Below are 17046 nucleotides of genomic sequence, written 5' to 3'. Positions count from 1 at the left end.
CACTGATCGGACTGTTTTGAACTTTGACCCACTCGGCCTGACCCCCGCGCTTTTGCGTGCTGTGGGTGACATGGGCTTGTACGCCCCCACCCCCATCCAAGCCGAGGCGATTCCATCTGCCTTGAAATTGGCCGACGTATGGGCCACCGCGCCCACCGGCTCGGGCAAGACGCTGGCCTTTGCGCTGCCGCTGTTGCAGCACCTGCTGGCTGCGCCGCGCCAAACCAACTTTCGCCGTCCTGTGCGCGTGCTGGTGCTGGTGCCCACACGCGAGCTGGCGGTGCAAGTGAGCGATGTGCTGGCCAACCTGGCCTACAAGCTGCCGCAGTCACTCAAGGTGAACACGGTGTTTGGTGGCGTGTCGGTCAACCCGCAAATGATGGCGCTGCGCGGCGGGGCCGACATTGTGGTGGCCACACCCGGCCGCTTGCTCGATTTGATTGACCAGAACGCCGTGCGCCTGGCCGATGTGCAGCACTTGGTGTTGGACGAAGCCGACCGCCTGCTCGACTTGGGCTTTGCCGATGAGCTTCAGCGCGTTTTGGCGCTGCTGCCCGCAAAACGTCAAACCTTGTTGTTTTCGGCCACGTTTGCGCCTGAGGTGGAAGCGCTGGCGGCCAAGTTGCTGCGTGATCCGGTGCGCATCACGGTGGAGGCTTTTGAAGGCCACAAACCCGACATCACCCAACGCGCCATCGCCGTCGACGAGAAAAGCCGTACAGCGCTGCTGCGCCACTTGATCCAGAAAAACGGCTGGAAGCAGGTGCTGGTCTTTGTGGCCACGCGTTACGCCTGTGAGCATGTGGCCAACAAGCTCTACAAAGCGGGTGTTTTTGCTACGCCTTTCCATGGCGAGATGAGCCAAGGCGCACGCCAGGAAGTGCTCAGCGAATTCAAAGCCGGACGCTGGGACGTGGTGGTCACCACCGACCTGGCCTCACGCGGCATCGACATCGCCATGCTGCCCGTGGTCGTCAACTACGACCTGCCGCGCTCGGCCACCGACTACACCCACCGCATTGGCCGCACGGGCAGGGCGGGTGCGCATGGCGACGCGGTGAGCTTTGTCACCGCCGCAGCGCTGGCGCATTGGAAGCTGATCCAGAAACGCGAAAGCCTGGAACTCGCTTTAGAGCAAGTGCCAGGCTTTGAGCAAACCGAAACCCCGCCACCGCCATCGCCTGGCAATGGCGGCATCAAGGGTTCACGTTTGAGCAAGAAGGACAAGTTGCGGGCAGCTGCGGCTGCGGGCTCGAATCAACAGCCGTAATGCGCTCTTGCGCTGGTCGGTAGGCGTGATCCCCGATGGCTTCGGGCATCGACTTTTCAGACTAAGGAGGACGAAGGTCCTCAAAATCAGGCGTTTTTCAGGCCGTCCAAGTGGTCTTCATCGGCTTGCTGGCTTGGCGCCTTGATCACGCGCACGCCGTGCTTGCTCAAAATCTCCACATACACAGAAGTAGCGCCCGTTTTGGCCGCAGCGTCCACGGCTTCGATCACGGCGCTCACCCGCACCACTTCGGCGATGTCGGCACTCAGCCCCACCTTGCAGTCAAAGTCCCAAAAGTCCACGCCTTTGGGAACGTCACGGTTGCGCTCGCGCTTGAAGTATTTGCGGATCTCGTGTTTGACGGCTTCGAGCACACGGTCGGGGTGCTTGCCTTCGGCTTGCAGGGGGAAATTCTTTTTCATGGGGGTCCTAAGGGATGGGCAAGCGCCCAGTCTGGACGTGAATGCAGGGGCGAATTATCGCTGGTTTGATGGGGCGACCGGGGCAACACGGTGGTGTACATCAAGATGGCTTGCGCATTTTGATGCATTCATGCAAAAATGCAAACATGCGAACCTCACTTGATTTCCCTGATGCGCTGTTCAAGCATCTCAAAACCCGGGCCGCGCAAGAGGGCCGGACCCTGCGTGATTTGGTCATTGAGCTGGTGGAACGGGGTTTGACCGCCCGCGAGGTGGTGGACCCGCAAAAGCGGTTTTTGGCTCGCCCCCCGGTGATTCCAAGCCAAGGCCCTATGGCTCTGCCGGTGAGCCACATGACCAATGCCGATCTCTATGCGTTGATCAACGAGGAAGACGATGAGCGAACCATCAAGCTCTTGGGGCGTGGCTGAGCCCGCAGCCCACTGGCGCTTGGTTTCGGGCGATTTGCTCGATGTCAATGTGTGGGTGGGCTTGTGCAGCGCCGCGCACCCGTTTCACGATCCAGCCATGCGCTATTGGCAATCGGCATGCGAAACCGAAACACCTTTGTGGTTTTGTCGAACCACCATGATGGGTTTGGTGCGTGTGCTGTCACAGCCCCGGGCGATGGGTCCCAATGTCTTGACTTTGAACCAAGCCATGGCCATGTACCGCCAATGGTTGAACACGCCCGCAGTGGGTTTGTTGGCCGATCCTCCCAGCTTGGATGACGCGATAGAGCAGCTTTTGGGGCGTCGCGGAGAGCCTCAGCCCATTCGTTTGTGGACCGACATGTGCCTGGCGGCCACAGCCCAAAGCGCAGGCCTGCGCATGGTCACGTTCGACCGCGACTTTGAGCGTTTCGGGCTAACGCGCTGCCTGGTGTTGCCCACAGACGCTAGCTCCCAAACCAACCCGGGCCCCGCGCCCTGAGCCCTTTCACATCAGTCGGCCTTGATGCCCTGGTCCTTGATCAGGCGTGCCCAGCGCTCGGCGTCGCGCTCAACCAATTGCCCAAAGGCTTGCGGGGTGCTGCCGCTGGGGTCCATGCCTTGTGAGACAAATGCCTTTTGCACATCTTCACCACTGAGCAGTTGGTTGATCTCGCGGTTGTACAGGGCCACGATGTCGGCCGGAGTGCCTTTGGGGGCAAAGATGCCGTACCACATGTCCACGTTCACATTGCCCGCTTTGGCTTCGGCCAGGGTCGGCAGGTCGGGCAGCAGGGCGTGGCGCTTGTCACTGCCAATGCCCAGTGCCACCAGCCGACCGGAGCGGATGTGCGGCAAGGCCACATGGATGGGCAAGAACATCGCGTCCACCTGGCCGCCCAGCAAATCGGTCACGGCTGGGCCCGTGCCTCGGTAGGGGATGTGGGTCAAAAACACCCGAGCCGTGTTCTTGAACAGCTCCATCGACAGATGGTGTGGTGTGCCCACACCGGGTGAAGCGTAATTGAAGCGACCCGGCTGCTGCCGCGCAGCTTGCACCAATTCGCCTGCGGTTTTGTAGCCGGTTTTGGGGTGGGTCACCAGCAGCAGTTGGCCCCAGCTGGTTTGCGAGACGGCACTCAGGTCTTTTACCGCGTCGAAACTCAGGCCCGGGTACAGCGCCCGGTTCATGACCAGGGTGTTGACACTGACGAGTAAGGTGGCGCCATCGGGCGCAGCGCGGACCACGGCTTCGGTGCCAATGTTGCCCGAGGCCCCCACACGGTTTTCCACCACCACCGGGCGGTTCAGGCGCTGTGAGAGTTTGGGGCCCAGGGTGCGGGCGATCAGGTCAATGCCAGTGCCGGGCGTGAAGGGCACGATCAGTTTGAGTGGCACAGTCGTTGACGCTGTTTGCGCCCAGGCCAAAGGGGCAGCGCCCAAGCTCAAAAGGCTGGCGCCCAGCAAAGTGCTCAGTTGGCGGCGTGCGGGGTTCATCGGGGCGGTCTCCATGGGGCGTCGGTCAATGGGCCATTATTGGTGAGCGCAGCGGACTTGTGCACCCATGGAATCCCTGCACAAGTCGTGTGCAGGACAAGAGGGAGTCAACGAAAGCGGTACTTCAGCTGAAAACTGACGGCGCCATACAGCCGGTCTTTGAGGGGTGGCACCAGCGCTATGTTCAGGCCCCAGTGCTGGCCTTCCAGGCTGGCGGTGGGAATGAGGGCCGGAAACCAGCCACCCTCGAAAGCATTGGGGTAGCCGTTGAAAGCCCCGGCCACCACGCCCAGCTTCACGCCAGCCCAAGTCCAGGGTTGGTAGTAGGCCCCCACATAGTTCGAGTTGGCGTTGTTGCTGTTGCGAAAACGCCCCGCCGTGGCCGACCAGGTGTCGTCGATGCGGTATTCGACGCCGATGCCCGGGTTGGCGTTGCGCAGGCCTTTGTGGCTGTCAAAGTGCGCCGAGTAGAACCCGGCATTCACCCAGAGGCGGCTGGCGTCGAACTCGGCGTGGGCCGTCAGTGCGGCCGAGCTGACGCAAAGCAGGCATGCCAGACGCTTCATCGGGTGGCTCAGAGCGACTTGAACACGTCAGCCGCCACACGCACCGTCTCGGCGATGTCGGCGTCGGTGTGCGCAGCACTCACAAAACCGGCTTCGTACAAAGCGGGGGCGATGTACACACCGCCGTCCAGCAAACCGTGGAACAGCTTGTTAAACTTGGGGCTGTCGCTGGTCATCACTTTGGCGTAGTTTTGGGGCAGCTCGGGCAGCAAGAAAAAGCCGAACATGCCGCCTTGGCAATCGCCCACAAAGGGCACACCCGCCGCAGCTGCAGCGCCCGTCAGACCATCGACCAGGCTTTGGGTGCGGGCACCCAGCGCATCAAAAAAGCCGGGTTTGGCGATCTCGCGCAGCGTTGTGAGGCCACACGCCGTGGCCACCGGGTTGCCGCTCAAGGTGCCCGCTTGGTAGACCGGGCCAGTGGGCGCTAATTTGGACATGATCTCGCGCGGGCCACCAAAGGCCGCCAAAGGCATGCCGCCGCCAATCACTTTGCCCAGCACCGTCATGTCGGGCTTGAAGCCAGGAATGGCTTTGGCGTAAACGCTTTGTGCGCTGCCCAGTGCCACACGGAAGCCGGACATGACTTCGTCAAACACCAACAAGGCGCCGTGCTGAGTGCACAACTCGCGGCAACGCGTCATGAAGGGCACGCTGGCCCGCACAAAGTTCATGTTGCCCGCAATGGGCTCAATCATCACGCAGGCCAGTTCTTTGCCGTGCAGGGCAAAGGCCTCTTCCAGCTGCTGGATGTTGTTGTATTCCAGCACCAGGGTGTCGCGCACCACTTCGGGTGGCACACCCGCGCTGGTGGGGTTGCCAAAGGTGGCCAGGCCCGAGCCAGCCTTGACCAGCAGCGCATCGGCGTGGCCGTGGTAGCAGCCTTCGAACTTGATGAATTTGCTGCGGCCGGTGGCGCCACGTGCCAAGCGCAGGGCACTCATGCCCGCTTCGGTGCCCGAGCTGACCAAGCGCACCATCTCCATCGAAGGCACGTGCTTCAGGATTTCTTCGGCCAACTCGATCTCGCGCTCGGTGGGGGCGCCAAACGAAAAGCCGTCGAGGGCGGCTTTTTGCACCGCTTCGAGCACAGCGGGGTGGCCGTGGCCCAAGATCATCGGGCCCCAGGAGCCGATGTAGTCGATGTATTTCTGACCGTTGGCGTCCCAAAAATACGCGCCCTGGGCACGCTGCACAAAACGCGGTGTGCCGCCCACGGCACGAAAGGCACGCACAGGGGAGTTGACCCCACCAGGGATCACTTGGGCTGCGCGGTCAAAAAGGGTTTGGTTGCGGTCGGTCATGGTGTTTGTCTCTGGCTTCAATGTTTGGTTTCGTTGAAAGGCACTTCAAAATAATCCGAGCCCGGGTGCACTTCGGGGCCGTCGTCGTCGGTTTCTTCGCCCTCGGGCAAGGCCCAAAACAGGCGGTCCGGAATGACCTGGCCCATGCCGGGCCGAAAGCCTTCGTCCAGGCATCGGTCCAGATAATGCAGGGCTTCGCTGGTGGCTTCGGGCAGGTCCATGCCGGTGGCCAACAAAGCCGCCAAAGCGGCGGTCAGCGTGTCCCCCGCACCCGCAAACACCGCCTCGATGCGCTCGAACTTTTCGTGGGCCAGCACGGTTTCGGGCGAGGCCAGCACGTTGTCAATGTGTTGCTCGGGCAAGGGCAGGCCGGTCACCAGGGTGTAGGGTACGCCCAGCTCTGCCGCGGCTTTGGCGATGTCGCGCGGGCCGGGGTTGCGCTCGCCACTCCAGTCGGGCAGCAACCAGCGGCGCAGCGTGCTGTGGTGACCCACCAGCACGCTGGTTTGCGGCAGCAGCAATTCGCGAAAAGCGTCCAGGTAGGCGTCGATCTTGTCTTCTTCCCACCAAGACAGATTGGGCATGTAGGCCACGACCGGCACGCCGTCGTAGTCGTCCGACAGCTCGGCAATCACCGCCAAATTCTCGGGCGTGCCGACAAAGCCGACCTTGATGACCTGCACGGGCACGTCTTCGGCCACAGCGCGGGCTTGGTCGTGCACCGCTTCGTCGTCCAGGGGGTAGAAATCGGTGATGCTGCTGGTGTCGCGCACATAGGTCCCTGTGCACACGGGCATGCAATGCGCACCGACCGAAGCCATGGCCACCGCGTCACTGCTCAGGCCGCCGGCACCGCTGGGGTCATTGGCATTGAACGACAGCACACAGGCCAAAGAGGCCGACTCTTCGTCATCCGGGCGTGGGTCGATGTCGGTGATGGCGGACTTGGGATCGGTCATTGAAGGTCAAATGTCAGGGCCAAGACATGCCGGTCAGGGCACGGATGGAATGGGCCGATACAATCAAATCATTCTATTCGACTCTCTGATTGCGACACTGTGATGGAACACAAAACTTGGATGTGCTTGATTTGCGGCTGGATTTACGACGAAGCCGAGGGTGACCCTGAGCACGGCATCGCTCCCGGCACCAAATGGGAAGACGTGCCCATGAACTGGACTTGCCCCGAATGCGCAGCCCGCAAGGAAGACTTCGAGATGGTCGCCATCTGATCAGTCTGTTTTTTTCTTGACCACGGCGTACCGCGCCAAAGTTATTTCTCGGGCTTCGGCGTGGTCCACGATGGGGGCAGGGTAGGTCTTGCCGATCACCACCCCCGCCGCTTGCAACTCCATGGGTTTGGCCAGCCACGGCGCGTGCAATGCGGCCGTTGGCAAATCGGCCAGTTCCGGCACATAGCGGCGGATGAATTTGCCCTCGGGGTCGAACTTTTCGCTTTGGCTGATCGGGTTGAAGATGCGGAAGTAGGGCTGCGCATCACACCCGCTCGAGCTGGCCCACTGCCAGCCACCGTTGTTGGCCGATAAATCGAAGTCGTTCAGGTGGGTGGCGAAGTACTTCTCGCCCCAGCGCCAGTCGATGCCCAAATCTTTCACCAAAAAGCTCGCCACCACCATGCGCAGGCGGTTGTGCATGTAGCCCGTCTGGTTGATTTGGCGCATGGCCGCGTCCACCAGCGGGTAACCGGTGCGGGCTTCGCACCAGGCGTTGAACAGTTTGTGGGCGTGTGGGCCGTGCTCCCATTCAATCGCGTCGTATTCGGGTTTGAAGCTTTGGCCTCGGCCCACATGGGCAAAGTTGTGCAGCACCTGCACATAAAAGTCGCGCCAAATCAGCTCTGACAGCCACACGCTGGCCCCCACGCTGCCCGCCAACATGCGGGGGTGCGCCTCGCGGGCCAGCTGGCGAATCGACACCGTGCCAAAGCGCAAATGCACACTCAAATAGCTTGGGCCTTTGACAGCGGGGAAGTTGCGTGTGTCTTCGTACTGGTCAATGCGGGTCAAAAAGTCTTGCAGCAGAGCCTGAGCGCCCGACTCGCCCGTGGGGATTTTCAGGGCTTGCAGGTTGGTGGTCTCAAAGCCCATGTCGGCCAGGCTGGGCACTGGCTGCGCCAGATCGTCGGGGCGCGGGGCCAGGCGAGTGGCCAGAGGTGCCACTTCGAAAGCCCGCAGGTCTTCGGGTGTGACTTTCTTCAACCAGGCATTTTTGTAGGGCGTGAACACGCTGAAGGGCTTGGCCATCTGCGTCAGCACCTCGTTGCGCTCAAACACCACATGGTCCTTGTAGGTGTGCAGCACGATGCCATGGTCGGCCAAGTGGCCGCGCACCTGGATGTCGCGGGCCAGCGCCAGGGGCTCGTCGTCGTGGTTGGCAAACACCACCTGGGCCTGCAGGTGCTGGGCCAGTTTGACGATTTTGTCCTTGGCCACGCCGTGGCGAACGATCAGGCCAGCCTGGGGGTGGCCTGCTAACTCGCGCAAGCGGGCATCCACCTCGACCAGCGACTCGCGGATGAACTCGACCCGGCGATCGGCACGGGGCAGAGCGTCCAGGATTTCGGTGTCGAACACAAACGCCACATGCACACGCTGGCAGTGCTTCAGGGCCTGGTGCAGGGCCGCATGGTCACTCACGCGCAGATCGCGCCGCAGCCAGACCAGGCCGCAAGAAAAAGGGGTTTCCATCGAGGTATGCCGGTTGGAGTCAAACAATGCACCTGTGGATCCCGTCCACAGAAACGGGGCCGCTAAAATCGGTGCATGACAGCCGATTCTGCCTCCATTGACCTCAAGCATCATTTCCTGATCGCCATGCCCGGGTTGGAGGACGAGACATTTGCCCGCAGCGTGATCTACATGTGCGAGCACAGCGCCCGCGGGGCCATGGGATTGATCATCAACAAGCCCGCTGACATCAGCATGCGCCACCTGTTTGACAAGGTGGAGTTGCCCCTGCGCCGCGAAGATTTGATGGAAAGCCCTGTGGGCCATGGCGGCCCGGTTCAGACCGAGCGCGGCTTTGTGTTGCACGAGCCCTTGCTTCTGGACAAACCCGCGCAAGACGGCCCGGTTTACGCCTCCACCCTCACCATACCGGGCGGCTTGGAGATGACCACCTCGCGGGATGTGCTCGAAGCGCTTTCTTCTGGTGTCGGGCCCCGTCGGGTGCTGGTCACCCTTGGCTACTCCTCTTGGGGGGAGGGGCAGCTCGAATCCGAGTTGGGTGAAAACACCTGGCTCACCGTGCCCGCCTCGGCGAATGTGATTTTTGAGGTGCCCATGGCCGATCGCTACGACCGCGCCCTGGACCTCTTGGGCTTAAAAAGTTGGATGCTCTCGCCCGACGCGGGGCACGCATGAGCAGCGCACCCGAAAACACCGTCCCCGCCAACCACCAGAGTTTTCTGGCCTTTGACTATGGCCTCAAGCGCACGGGTGTGGCCGTAGGCAACCGCCTGATGAAGTCGGCCACGCCACAAGGCACCATCGCCGCCGAGGGTGACGCCCGATTTGAGCACATTGCCAAACGCATCAAGGAGTGGCAGCCCGACGCGCTGGTGATCGGCGTGCCCACCCACCCCGATGGCGGCGAACACGTGAACACCGTGCGTGCCCGCAAGTTCGGCCGCCAGCTGCGCGGCCGCTTTGGCCTCGCCGTCTACGAGGTCGATGAGCGCTACTCCACCACCGAGGCCCATTCTTATGGGGCCAAAGACGCCGATGCTGCTGCTGCCGCGATCATTCTTGACCAATTTTTAAGGAGCTTGCCATGAGTGCACTCGCCCTCAATGCCGAGGCCCTGTACCTGGAGTTGCTGCGCGGTGTGCGCAGCCTGTGCACGGCCAACACCCGCCTGGTGGGCATCACCTCGGGCGGCGCCTGGCTGGCCGAGCGCCTGCAGCGCGACCTGGGGCTGGCGGGCGAGTCGGGCCAAGTGTCTTCGGTCATGCACCGCGACGATTTTGCCCAGCGCGGTTTGTCGGCCGGTGGCCAAACCAGTTTGCCGTTTGAAGTGGACGGTGCCGAGATCCTGATCCTGGACGACGTGCTCTACACCGGACGGACGATTCGTGCCGTGCTCAACGAAATTTTTGACTACGGCCGCCCCGCCCGCGTGCAGCTGGCCGTGTTGGTGGACCGGGGCGGGCGACAGCTGCCGGTGCAAGCCGACTACGCCGCCGCTCGTGTGGCCCTGCCCGAGTCGCAATCGCTGGCGCTGGCCCGCGATGCAGAGGGCCGTTTCAGTTTTGAAGTGGAGATCAAAGCCCCGCTTTCTTGAAAGCGCAGCCACAAGCTACGAGGTGAAAACAACATGCTCTACAAACGCAACAACCCCCAACTCAACAAGAACGGCGAGCTGATCCACCTGCTCTCCACCGAAGGCCTGTCCAAGGACATCCTGACGCACATCCTCGATACCGCTCAGGGCTTTGTCAGCGTGAGCGACCGCGAAGTGAAAAAGGTGCCCCTCTTGCGCGGCAAGAGCGTCTTCAACCTGTTCTTTGAGAACAGCACCCGCACCCGCACCACCTTCGACATCGCGGCCACCCGCCTGTCGGCCGACGTGTACACGCTCGATATCGCACGCTCTTCAGCCAGCAAGGGCGAGTCGCTGCTCGACACCATCGCCAACCTGAGCGCCATGGCCGCCGACATTTTTGTGGTGCGCCACAGCGAGTCGGGCGCACCTTACCTGATCGCACAGCATGTGGCGCCCCATGTGCATGTGGTCAATGCCGGTGACGGGCGCCACGCCCACCCCACCCAGGCGCTGCTGGACATGTTCACCATCCGGCACTACAAAAAAGACTTTGCCAACCTCACCGTGGCCATCGTGGGCGATGTGCTGCACTCGCGTGTGGCGCGCTCAGACATCCATGCGCTCACCACCCTGGGCTGCGCCGAGGTGCGTGTGGTCGGCCCCAAAACGCTGGTGCCCGCCGACATGGCCCAGATGGGCGTGCGCGTCTTCAACAACCTCGAAGAGGGCATCCAAGGCTGCGACGTGGTCATCATGCTGCGTCTGCAAAACGAGCGCATGAGCGGCGCGCTGCTGCCCTCCAGCCAAGAGTACTTCGAGAGCTTTGGCCTCACCCCTGAAAAACTGCAACTGGCCAAGCCCGACGCCATCGTCATGCACCCCGGCCCGATCAACCGCGGGGTCGAGATCGACTCGGCCGTGGTCGACGGCCAGCAAAGCGTGATCTTGCCGCAGGTGACCTTTGGCATCGCCGTGCGCATGGCGGTGATGAGCATCGTGGCGGGCAACGTCGCGTAATCAAGAGCCGATTAGGAAACACACGATGAAACTCCTCATTCAAAACGGCCGCGTGATCGACCCGGCCAGCGGCTTTGACCAAACAGGCGACGTGGCGATTGCCGCTGGCCGCATTGTGGCCATGGGGCAAGCCCCTGCCGACTTCATACCCAACCGCGTGATCGACGCCCAGGGTTGCATCGTGGCCCCGGGCCTGGTGGATCTGGCGGCGCGTTTGCGCGAGCCCGGTCAGGAACACGCGGGCATGCTCGAGAGCGAAATGGCCGCGGCCGTGGCCGGTGGTGTGACCAGCTTGGTCTGCCCACCCGACACCGAGCCGGTGCTCGACGAGCCGGGTCTGGTCGAGATGCTGCGTTACCGCGCCGAGAAACTGCACCAAGCCCGCGTCTTGCCTTTGGGCGCACTCACGGTGGGCCTCAAGGGCGATGTGCTGACCGAAATGGGCCAGCTCACCGCCGCTGGTTGTGTGGGTTTTTCTCAGGCCGAGGTGCCGATTCAAAGCACCCAAGTGCTGCAACGCGCCTTGCAATACGCCAGCACCTTTGGCTACGCCGTCTGGCTGCGCCCACAAGATCTGCATTTGGGTAAGGGCGTGGCCGCCAGTGGGGCTTTGGCCACGCGCATGGGTTTGTCGGGCGTGTCGGTGGCCGCCGAAACCATTGCCCTGCACACGATTTTTGAGCTGGTGCGCAGCACCCAAGCCCGCGTGCACCTGTGCCGCATCAGCAGCGCCCAAGGGGTCGATTTGATCCGCAAGGCCAAGGCCGAGGGTTTGCCAGTCACGGCCGATGTGAGCATCAACTCGCTGCACCTGACCGATGCCGACATGGGCTACTTTGACAGCCGCGCCCGCCTCACGCCCGTGCTGCGCCAGCAGCGCGACCGCGACGCGCTGCGTGCCGGTCTTGCCGACGGCACGCTGGACGTGCTGGTTTCCGACCACACCCCGGTGGATGCTGATGCCAAGGCCTTGCCCTTTGCCGAAGCCGAGCCCGGTGCGACGGGCATGGAGCTGCTGTGGAGCTTGGCGCTCAAGTGGGGTGCGGATGCTGGACTGCCTGTGGCCCAGGTGCTCTCACGCATCACGGCCGATCCGGCCCGTGTGCTGGGTTCGACGCTCGGTGGTTTGCAGGACTCGGTGGGCCATTTGGCCGTGGGCGGCGTGGCCGATGTGTGTGTGCTTTCTACAGAAGGCCACTGGCTGGTGGGTGATGCTTCGCTGCGCAGCCAAGGCAAGAGCACCCCGTTTTCGGGTTACGAGCTGCCCGGCCGCGTGCTGGCCACGGTGGTGGGCGGGCAAGTGGCTTTCGAAGCCGCTTGAGCTGAGGCACGCAGCGCATGACGGTCCTGAGCGCCATCTGGAAATTCCTGCGCGGCCTGTGGCATGTGCTCGTGGGCATGTGGACCATTTATGTGCGCTTTCCACAGTTGACACCCGAGCAGCGCGAAATGCGCGTGCAAGCCTGGGCGCTGCAGTTTTTGGCTTTGTGGGGCATTCACCTGCGCGTGATCGGTCAGCCCGTTGCCAGTGGCCCCGCGCTCATGGTGGCCAACCACATCTCGTGGCTCGACATCTTGGTCATCCACGCCGCGCGGCACTGCCGCTTTGTCTCCAAATCCGATATCCGCGAGTGGCCACTGGTGGGCATGCTGGCCACGGGTGCGGGCACGCTGTACATCGAGCGCACCAGCCGCAAAGACGCGCTGCGCATGGTCCTGGATATGGCCAGTGCCATGCGCAATGGGGATGTGGTGGCGGTGTTTCCGGAAGGCACCACCAGCGATGGACGCGAGTTGCTGCCCTTTCACGCCAACCTGATCCAGGCGGCCATCCAGGCCGAAGCACCGGTGCAGCCCATGTCGCTCAAATTCATCGATGCCCAAACCGGTGAGCTGAGCTTGGCACCTTGTTACATCGGTGACGACACGCTGATCGGCTCCATGTGGCGGACCCTGAAAGCACGCCGCATTGAGGCGGTGGTTCACTTTGGCGAGCCCCAAATGGCCAACGGTCGTGATCGCCGTGCCTGGGCGCAGGACTTGCGCCAGGACATCTTGGCCTTGCGCGATGCGGCTTGAGCGGTTGATTCAAGGGCCGCAGTTCGGCGCTTGACGTTTCTCCTCAGGCCGTGAATTCCCGTGTGATTTGCCACTGGCCATTTCGCCAGACCCAGACCATGGTCTTTTGGTCGCTCGACTGCAGACGCTCGTCCTGATAAATCTGGGTAAAGTGCACCGTCGCTTGGTTGGCGTCGATCCGCAGCGTCATGTTTTGCATGTCGTGCCGAATGCTTTTTTTGCTGGTGATGCGCTGCGTTCGCTGCTGTTCCCATGCAGATCGGCTCAAGCCCTTGGGGGGCTCAAAGTCGCTGGCATACATCCCCAAATACGGGGTCATAGCCTGTCCGCTCCAGGCTTGGCTCCATTGCTGAAGGGCCTGACGCAGCTCTTGCTCCGTGCCGCTGGCCTGAACGGGTGCGGTCGGCTGTGCAGGGGCTGCGACCGCAGCAACCACTGCGGCCGGGGTCGCTTGAGGAGCGGGGGCCTGCGCTGCGCTTCGCACCTGCAGCTGGCCGCTGGAGGTCTCGCTCAATGAGGTCACGATCACCGAACCCGGAGGTTCAATCGGTGGTGTCCAGTTGCCGCGCAGGTCGTCGTTTTTGGCCATAAGATGGGACAAATGCATGAGGACCAAGGCCAACAAAAAAAACAGCAGGTGACGCTTCTTCAGCCATGCGGGCTGATCGCTCAGTGGCATGACCTGTGCCTTGGCCGTGTCAGCCTCAGGCTGGTCACGCTGCTCCCAAGGCGCCAAGTTGCGGGCGGCTGGGTTCTGGACCGAATGGGGTGTCGGGTTCAACACCACTTGCCTGAAGTTGAAAAAACCACCCCTTGCGCCGACCTCGTGTGTTGAAGCGCTTTCTTCGCCTGAATAAGTGTTTGAAATCATTGGTTCACCAATTTATGTTCGTATTTTTGGTGTAATTTACATTTTTACTGAATATTAGTAAAGATATTTTTTTCAGAGAAGAGCTTGAAAGGATTCTTTATTTGTTATTTTTAGCGCTTTGCAACTGGCAAAGGGCTCAAAAAAATCATGCACCAAGCCGCACTGTGAGCACTGCTTGAGTGCCAATGAGGGGGAAAGGCGGTCAAGCCTGACTGAGGATGGCCCTAAGGGGACAGGCGCTGAGGGCTGTGACCTGACGACGGCTTTGGGTTCAAAAGCCTTTGTCAGTATTGATATTTTATGTGTATTTGATGCTTTGATACTTCGGGTCCGTGTGCTCACAGGCCTCGGCCTTGGCACAGGGCATCTGGCACAGCTCGCGGTCACTCACCGGGCAGGTGCGGTTGAAGGTGACCACATGGTCCACCTCGGCGCGAATGCCGATCCATTCGCCCAGCTTGTGGTCGTGGTGGCTGGGCACATGGGCCATCAGCAAATCACCACTGGCCAGGCGCAAGGTGTACAAAAACTCCGAGCCCCGAAAAGCTTTGCGGATGATCTGTGCCTTCACCGGGGCATCGTCGTCGTGCACGATGTCATCGGCCCGCAGCAGCACATCGCATTGACCGCCTTCAAAGTCACAGGGCAGGGGGCATTCGGCCACATCACGCAGCTCGCCCACCGGGGTGCTGACCAGAATGTGCCCATCCACCTCGCGCAGCGTGGCGGGCGTGAAGACACCGTGGCCAATGAAGTCGGCCACAAAGCGGGTGGCTGGGCGGTGGTAGAGGCTGTAGGCATCGTCCCACTGGTGCAACTGGCCTTCGTTCATCACCCCGATCACGTCGCCAATCGCAAAGGCTTCGAGCTGGTCGTGGGTGACCAGCAGCGCCGTGGCCTTGGCGGCCTTGAGGATGTTGCGCACCTCATGCGCTAGGCGCTCGCGCAGGTCGATGTCCAGATTGGAAAAAGGCTCGTCCAGCAGCAGCAAGTCGGGTTTTGGGGCCAGCGCACGCGCCAGAGCGACTCGTTGCTGTTGGCCACCCGAGAGTTCATGCGGGAAGCGTTGGTCCGAACCGGCCAGCCCCACCAGCTCCAGCACTTCAGCCACGCGGGCCAGGCGTTCAGCTTTGGGCAAGTGTTCCAGCCCAAAGCCCACGTTGCGGCCCACGTCCATGTGCGGAAACAGCGCATAGTCCTGGAACACCATGCCAATGCGGCGGCGCTCGGCCGGTTCGGTGTGGCCTTTTTCGCTGACCACCCGGTTGGACAGCAAAATCTGCCCGCCCGACACCGGCTCCAACCCCGCCACCGCCCTGAGCAAAGTGGTCTTGCCGCAACCCGACGGGCCGATCAGCACGCCAATGTCGCCCGAGCGCAGGCCCAGGTTCACCCGCTGCACGGCGGGCGTGGTGCTGCCGGGGTATTGGATGTCGAGTTGGCGCAGTTCTAGAAACATGCTCTGGATTGTAGGCAGGTTGTTTGGCGCTCCTACAATCGAAGTCTATGCTGACCACTTTGGCCCGCCGTTTATCGGGCCTCCCCTCCTTGTTGTTTGCCTTGCTGGCGCTGGCTTTGGCTTTGCCCGTGTTGGCCGTGCTCGGCTCGTGGCTGCAGTGGAGCGGCGAGAGCGCCAGCATCTTGCGTGAGATGGCGGCCACCGTGCTGCCTGATTACGCGCTGACCACGTTGGGCCTGTGCCTGATGGTGGCCGTGGGCGTCACGGTGCTGGGCTTGGCCACAGCGGCGCTCGTGACCTTGTTCGATTTTCCGGGGCGCGGCGTGTTCGAGTGGTTGCTGCTTTTGCCACTGGCCATGCCGGCCTATGTGGTGGCCTACGCCTACACCGACTTTTTGCAGTTCAGCGGGCCGCTGCAGGTGGCTTTGCGCGAGGCTTTAGGCCTGCAAGGGCGTTTGTGGCCCGATGTGCGCAGCGTCTGGGGCGCGGCGCTCGTGTTCACCTTGTCTCTTTACCCCTATGTTTATTTGCTGGCCCGCACCGCTTTGGTGGAGCGGGCTTCGGGCTTGATGGAAGCGGCCCGCCTGTTGGGTGCCCCCCTGTCCCGCCGCATCCGCGAAATTGCCTTGCCGCTGGCCCGCCCAGCTGTGGCTGCAGGTGTGGCTTTGGCGCTCATGGAAACCCTGGCCGACTTTGGGGTGTCCAGTTACTTCGGCATCCAGACTTTCACGGCGGGCATCTACAAAGCCTGGCTGTCCATGGACAACCGCATCGCTGCGGCCCAGCTGGCCACGGTGCTCTTGGCCGTGGTGGTGGTCTTGCTGCAGCTGGAGCAACGCGCCCAAAAGCGCATGCGCTTCAACCAGGGGCGTGGTTCGCGCCAGGGCTCTGCCGAGGCGCAGCCGGTGCAGTTGCACGGCATGCGCCGCGTGCTGGCCTGGGCGGTGTGCAGCTTGCCCGTGCTGCTGGGCTTTGTGCTGCCGGTGCTCATCATGCTCAGGGCTTTCATGGGCGAAACGACCGAGATGCCCTGGGAGCGCTTTGGCCAATGGGCCTGGACCAGCCTGCGCTTAGGCGCCATCACGGCGGTGCTGGCCGTGGGCGTGGCGCTGGCGCTGGCTTTCAGCGTGCGCACCCGTGCCGACCGCATCAGCCAAGGGGCCATTCAGTTGGTGGGCTTGGGTTATGCCATTCCCGGTGCGGTGGTGGTGGTGGGTTTGCTCTTGCCGGTGGGCTGGATTCAGCAAACCTGGCCCGCTTCTTCGGCGGGGGCGTGGATCACCGCCACGTCTTTGGGGTTGGTGTGGGCTTACTTGGTGCGCTTTTGTGCGGTGGCGCTGCAGTCGGTGCAAAGCGGATATGCCCGCATCCCAGCCAGCCTCGACGATTCGGCCCGCATGCTGGGTGTGACGGGCTGGGGCCTGATGCGCCGCGTGCATGCCCCCTTGTTGCAACGCACCACCATCGCCGCCGCCTTGCTGGTGTTTGTGGACGTGATGAAGGAGCTGCCCGCCACCATGGTGCTGCGCCCCTTCAACAGCGACACATTGGCTGTGGTGACTTACCAGTTGGCGCGTGACGAGCGCCTGGGCGAAGCGGCCTTGCCCTCGCTGGCCTTGGTGTTGGTCGGCCTGATCCCGGTCATCTTGCTCAGCCGCACCCTGCGGCAGCGGGCCTGATCAAGGATCTCTGAGATCGCCCTGACAGGGCGGCAGCATCTCGGTTGCTTTCACGAAGAGATGGGCGTGCATCCCTTGGCCCCCGTCGTTGGCAAAAAGAGCCCAAACAGCGCTTTTTTGTGAAATCACGCCCCAATTTTGTTGATTTGCCAGACACACCCAAAGAC

The 17046-nt window shown here is 62.2% G+C and carries 19 protein-coding genes; 11 read left to right on the top strand and 8 right to left on the bottom strand.

Annotation, left to right across the window (positions count from 1 at the left end; genetic code table 11):
* Positions 1 to 16 precede the first annotated feature (16 nt).
* Complete coding sequence (locus tag L63ED372_RS10940) at positions 17 to 1270, top strand: DEAD/DEAH box helicase (protein ID WP_062405987.1); 1254 nt, start codon at positions 17 to 19, stop codon at positions 1268 to 1270.
* An 86-nt stretch (positions 1271 to 1356) separates the two neighbouring features.
* On the opposite strand, the gene L63ED372_RS10935 is transcribed toward L63ED372_RS10940, so the two are convergent.
* Complete coding sequence (locus L63ED372_RS10935; protein WP_062405986.1) at positions 1357 to 1692, bottom strand: DUF6172 family protein; 336 nt, start codon at positions 1690 to 1692, stop codon at positions 1357 to 1359.
* 146 nt (positions 1693 to 1838) lie between these two features.
* Here L63ED372_RS10935 and L63ED372_RS10930 point away from each other — a divergent pair, with 146 nt between their 5' ends.
* Positions 1839 to 2123 carry a hypothetical protein gene (locus tag L63ED372_RS10930; RefSeq protein ID WP_062405985.1) on the top strand — a complete coding sequence of 95 codons (285 nt, stop codon included), beginning with the start codon at positions 1839 to 1841 and terminating at the stop codon, positions 2121 to 2123.
* A complete protein-coding gene (locus L63ED372_RS10925) occupies positions 2089 to 2625 on the top strand; it encodes a TA system VapC family ribonuclease toxin (RefSeq protein WP_082431684.1) in 537 nt (178 codons plus the stop codon). Before L63ED372_RS10930 ends, L63ED372_RS10925 begins: the two co-directional genes overlap by 35 nt.
* Before the next feature lie 11 nt (positions 2626 to 2636).
* Here the strand turns inward: L63ED372_RS10925 and L63ED372_RS10920 are convergent, their stop codons facing one another.
* From L63ED372_RS10920 to thiD, 4 genes are all read right to left on the bottom strand, one after another.
* Positions 2637 to 3620: a tripartite tricarboxylate transporter substrate binding protein gene (locus tag L63ED372_RS10920; protein ID WP_062407969.1), complete on the bottom strand. Its 984-nt coding sequence runs from the start codon at positions 3618 to 3620 to the stop codon at positions 2637 to 2639.
* A gap of 107 nt (positions 3621 to 3727) precedes the next feature.
* Entirely contained in the window at positions 3728 to 4186 is a 459-nt protein-coding gene (locus L63ED372_RS10915; RefSeq protein WP_062405983.1) for a hypothetical protein, read from the bottom strand.
* Between the two features lie 8 nt (positions 4187 to 4194).
* A complete protein-coding gene (gene hemL, locus L63ED372_RS10910; protein WP_062407967.1) occupies positions 4195 to 5490 on the bottom strand; it encodes a glutamate-1-semialdehyde 2,1-aminomutase in 1296 nt (431 codons plus the stop codon).
* Positions 5491 to 5507: 17 nt separating this feature from the next.
* The gene (thiD, locus tag L63ED372_RS10905) at positions 5508 to 6449 is read right to left on the bottom strand and encodes a bifunctional hydroxymethylpyrimidine kinase/phosphomethylpyrimidine kinase (protein WP_062405982.1); all 942 of its coding nucleotides are present in this window, start codon (positions 6447 to 6449) and stop codon (positions 5508 to 5510) included.
* 102 nt (positions 6450 to 6551) lie between these two features.
* On the opposite strand from thiD, the gene L63ED372_RS10900 reads away from it, so the two are divergent.
* The gene (locus L63ED372_RS10900) at positions 6552 to 6722 is read left to right on the top strand and encodes a rubredoxin (RefSeq protein WP_019427587.1); all 171 of its coding nucleotides are present in this window, start codon (positions 6552 to 6554) and stop codon (positions 6720 to 6722) included.
* Here L63ED372_RS10900 and L63ED372_RS10895 read toward each other — a convergent pair whose 3' ends face one another.
* Positions 6723 to 8198, bottom strand: coding sequence for a cryptochrome/photolyase family protein (locus tag L63ED372_RS10895; RefSeq protein ID WP_062405981.1), 1476 nt, complete (start codon positions 8196 to 8198; stop codon positions 6723 to 6725).
* A gap of 75 nt (positions 8199 to 8273) precedes the next feature.
* Here L63ED372_RS10895 and L63ED372_RS10890 point away from each other — a divergent pair, with 75 nt between their 5' ends.
* The 6 genes from L63ED372_RS10890 to L63ED372_RS10865 are packed head-to-tail and all read left to right on the top strand — an operon-like array spanning position 8274 to position 12870.
* Positions 8274 to 8873: a YqgE/AlgH family protein gene (locus L63ED372_RS10890; RefSeq protein WP_062405980.1), complete on the top strand. Its 600-nt coding sequence runs from the start codon at positions 8274 to 8276 to the stop codon at positions 8871 to 8873.
* Positions 8870 to 9286 carry a Holliday junction resolvase RuvX gene (gene ruvX, locus L63ED372_RS10885; protein ID WP_062405979.1) on the top strand — a complete coding sequence of 139 codons (417 nt, stop codon included), beginning with the start codon at positions 8870 to 8872 and terminating at the stop codon, positions 9284 to 9286. Before L63ED372_RS10890 ends, ruvX begins: the two co-directional genes overlap by 4 nt.
* Positions 9283 to 9792, top strand: a complete 510-nt coding sequence (gene pyrR, locus L63ED372_RS10880) for a bifunctional pyr operon transcriptional regulator/uracil phosphoribosyltransferase PyrR (RefSeq protein ID WP_062405978.1) — start codon at positions 9283 to 9285, stop codon at positions 9790 to 9792. Before ruvX ends, pyrR begins: the two co-directional genes overlap by 4 nt.
* 33 nt (positions 9793 to 9825) lie before the next feature.
* A complete protein-coding gene (locus tag L63ED372_RS10875) occupies positions 9826 to 10791 on the top strand; it encodes an aspartate carbamoyltransferase catalytic subunit (protein WP_062405977.1) in 966 nt (321 codons plus the stop codon).
* 25 nt (positions 10792 to 10816) lie between these two features.
* A complete protein-coding gene (locus tag L63ED372_RS10870) occupies positions 10817 to 12112 on the top strand; it encodes a dihydroorotase (protein WP_062405976.1) in 1296 nt (431 codons plus the stop codon).
* Positions 12113 to 12129: 17 nt separating this feature from the next.
* A complete protein-coding gene (locus L63ED372_RS10865) occupies positions 12130 to 12870 on the top strand; it encodes a lysophospholipid acyltransferase family protein (RefSeq protein WP_062405975.1) in 741 nt (246 codons plus the stop codon).
* 43 nt (positions 12871 to 12913) lie between these two features.
* On the opposite strand, the gene L63ED372_RS10860 is transcribed toward L63ED372_RS10865, so the two are convergent.
* Entirely contained in the window at positions 12914 to 13741 is an 828-nt protein-coding gene (locus L63ED372_RS10860; RefSeq protein ID WP_156343619.1) for a L,D-transpeptidase Cds6 family protein, read from the bottom strand.
* A gap of 298 nt (positions 13742 to 14039) precedes the next feature.
* Positions 14040 to 15200, bottom strand: a complete 1161-nt coding sequence (locus tag L63ED372_RS10855) for an ABC transporter ATP-binding protein (protein WP_062405973.1) — start codon at positions 15198 to 15200, stop codon at positions 14040 to 14042.
* 47 nt (positions 15201 to 15247) lie between these two features.
* On the opposite strand from L63ED372_RS10855, the gene L63ED372_RS10850 reads away from it, so the two are divergent.
* On the top strand, positions 15248 to 16879 hold the full coding sequence (locus L63ED372_RS10850) for an ABC transporter permease (protein WP_062405972.1): 1632 nt from the start codon (positions 15248 to 15250) through the stop codon (positions 16877 to 16879).
* The last annotated feature ends 167 nt before the right edge of the window (positions 16880 to 17046 follow it).

It is taken from the genome of Limnohabitans sp. 63ED37-2 (assembly GCF_001412535.1).
Classification (GTDB): Bacteria; Pseudomonadota; Gammaproteobacteria; order Burkholderiales; family Burkholderiaceae_C; genus Limnohabitans_A.
This window is presented reverse-complemented; position numbering and strand designations above follow the sequence as displayed.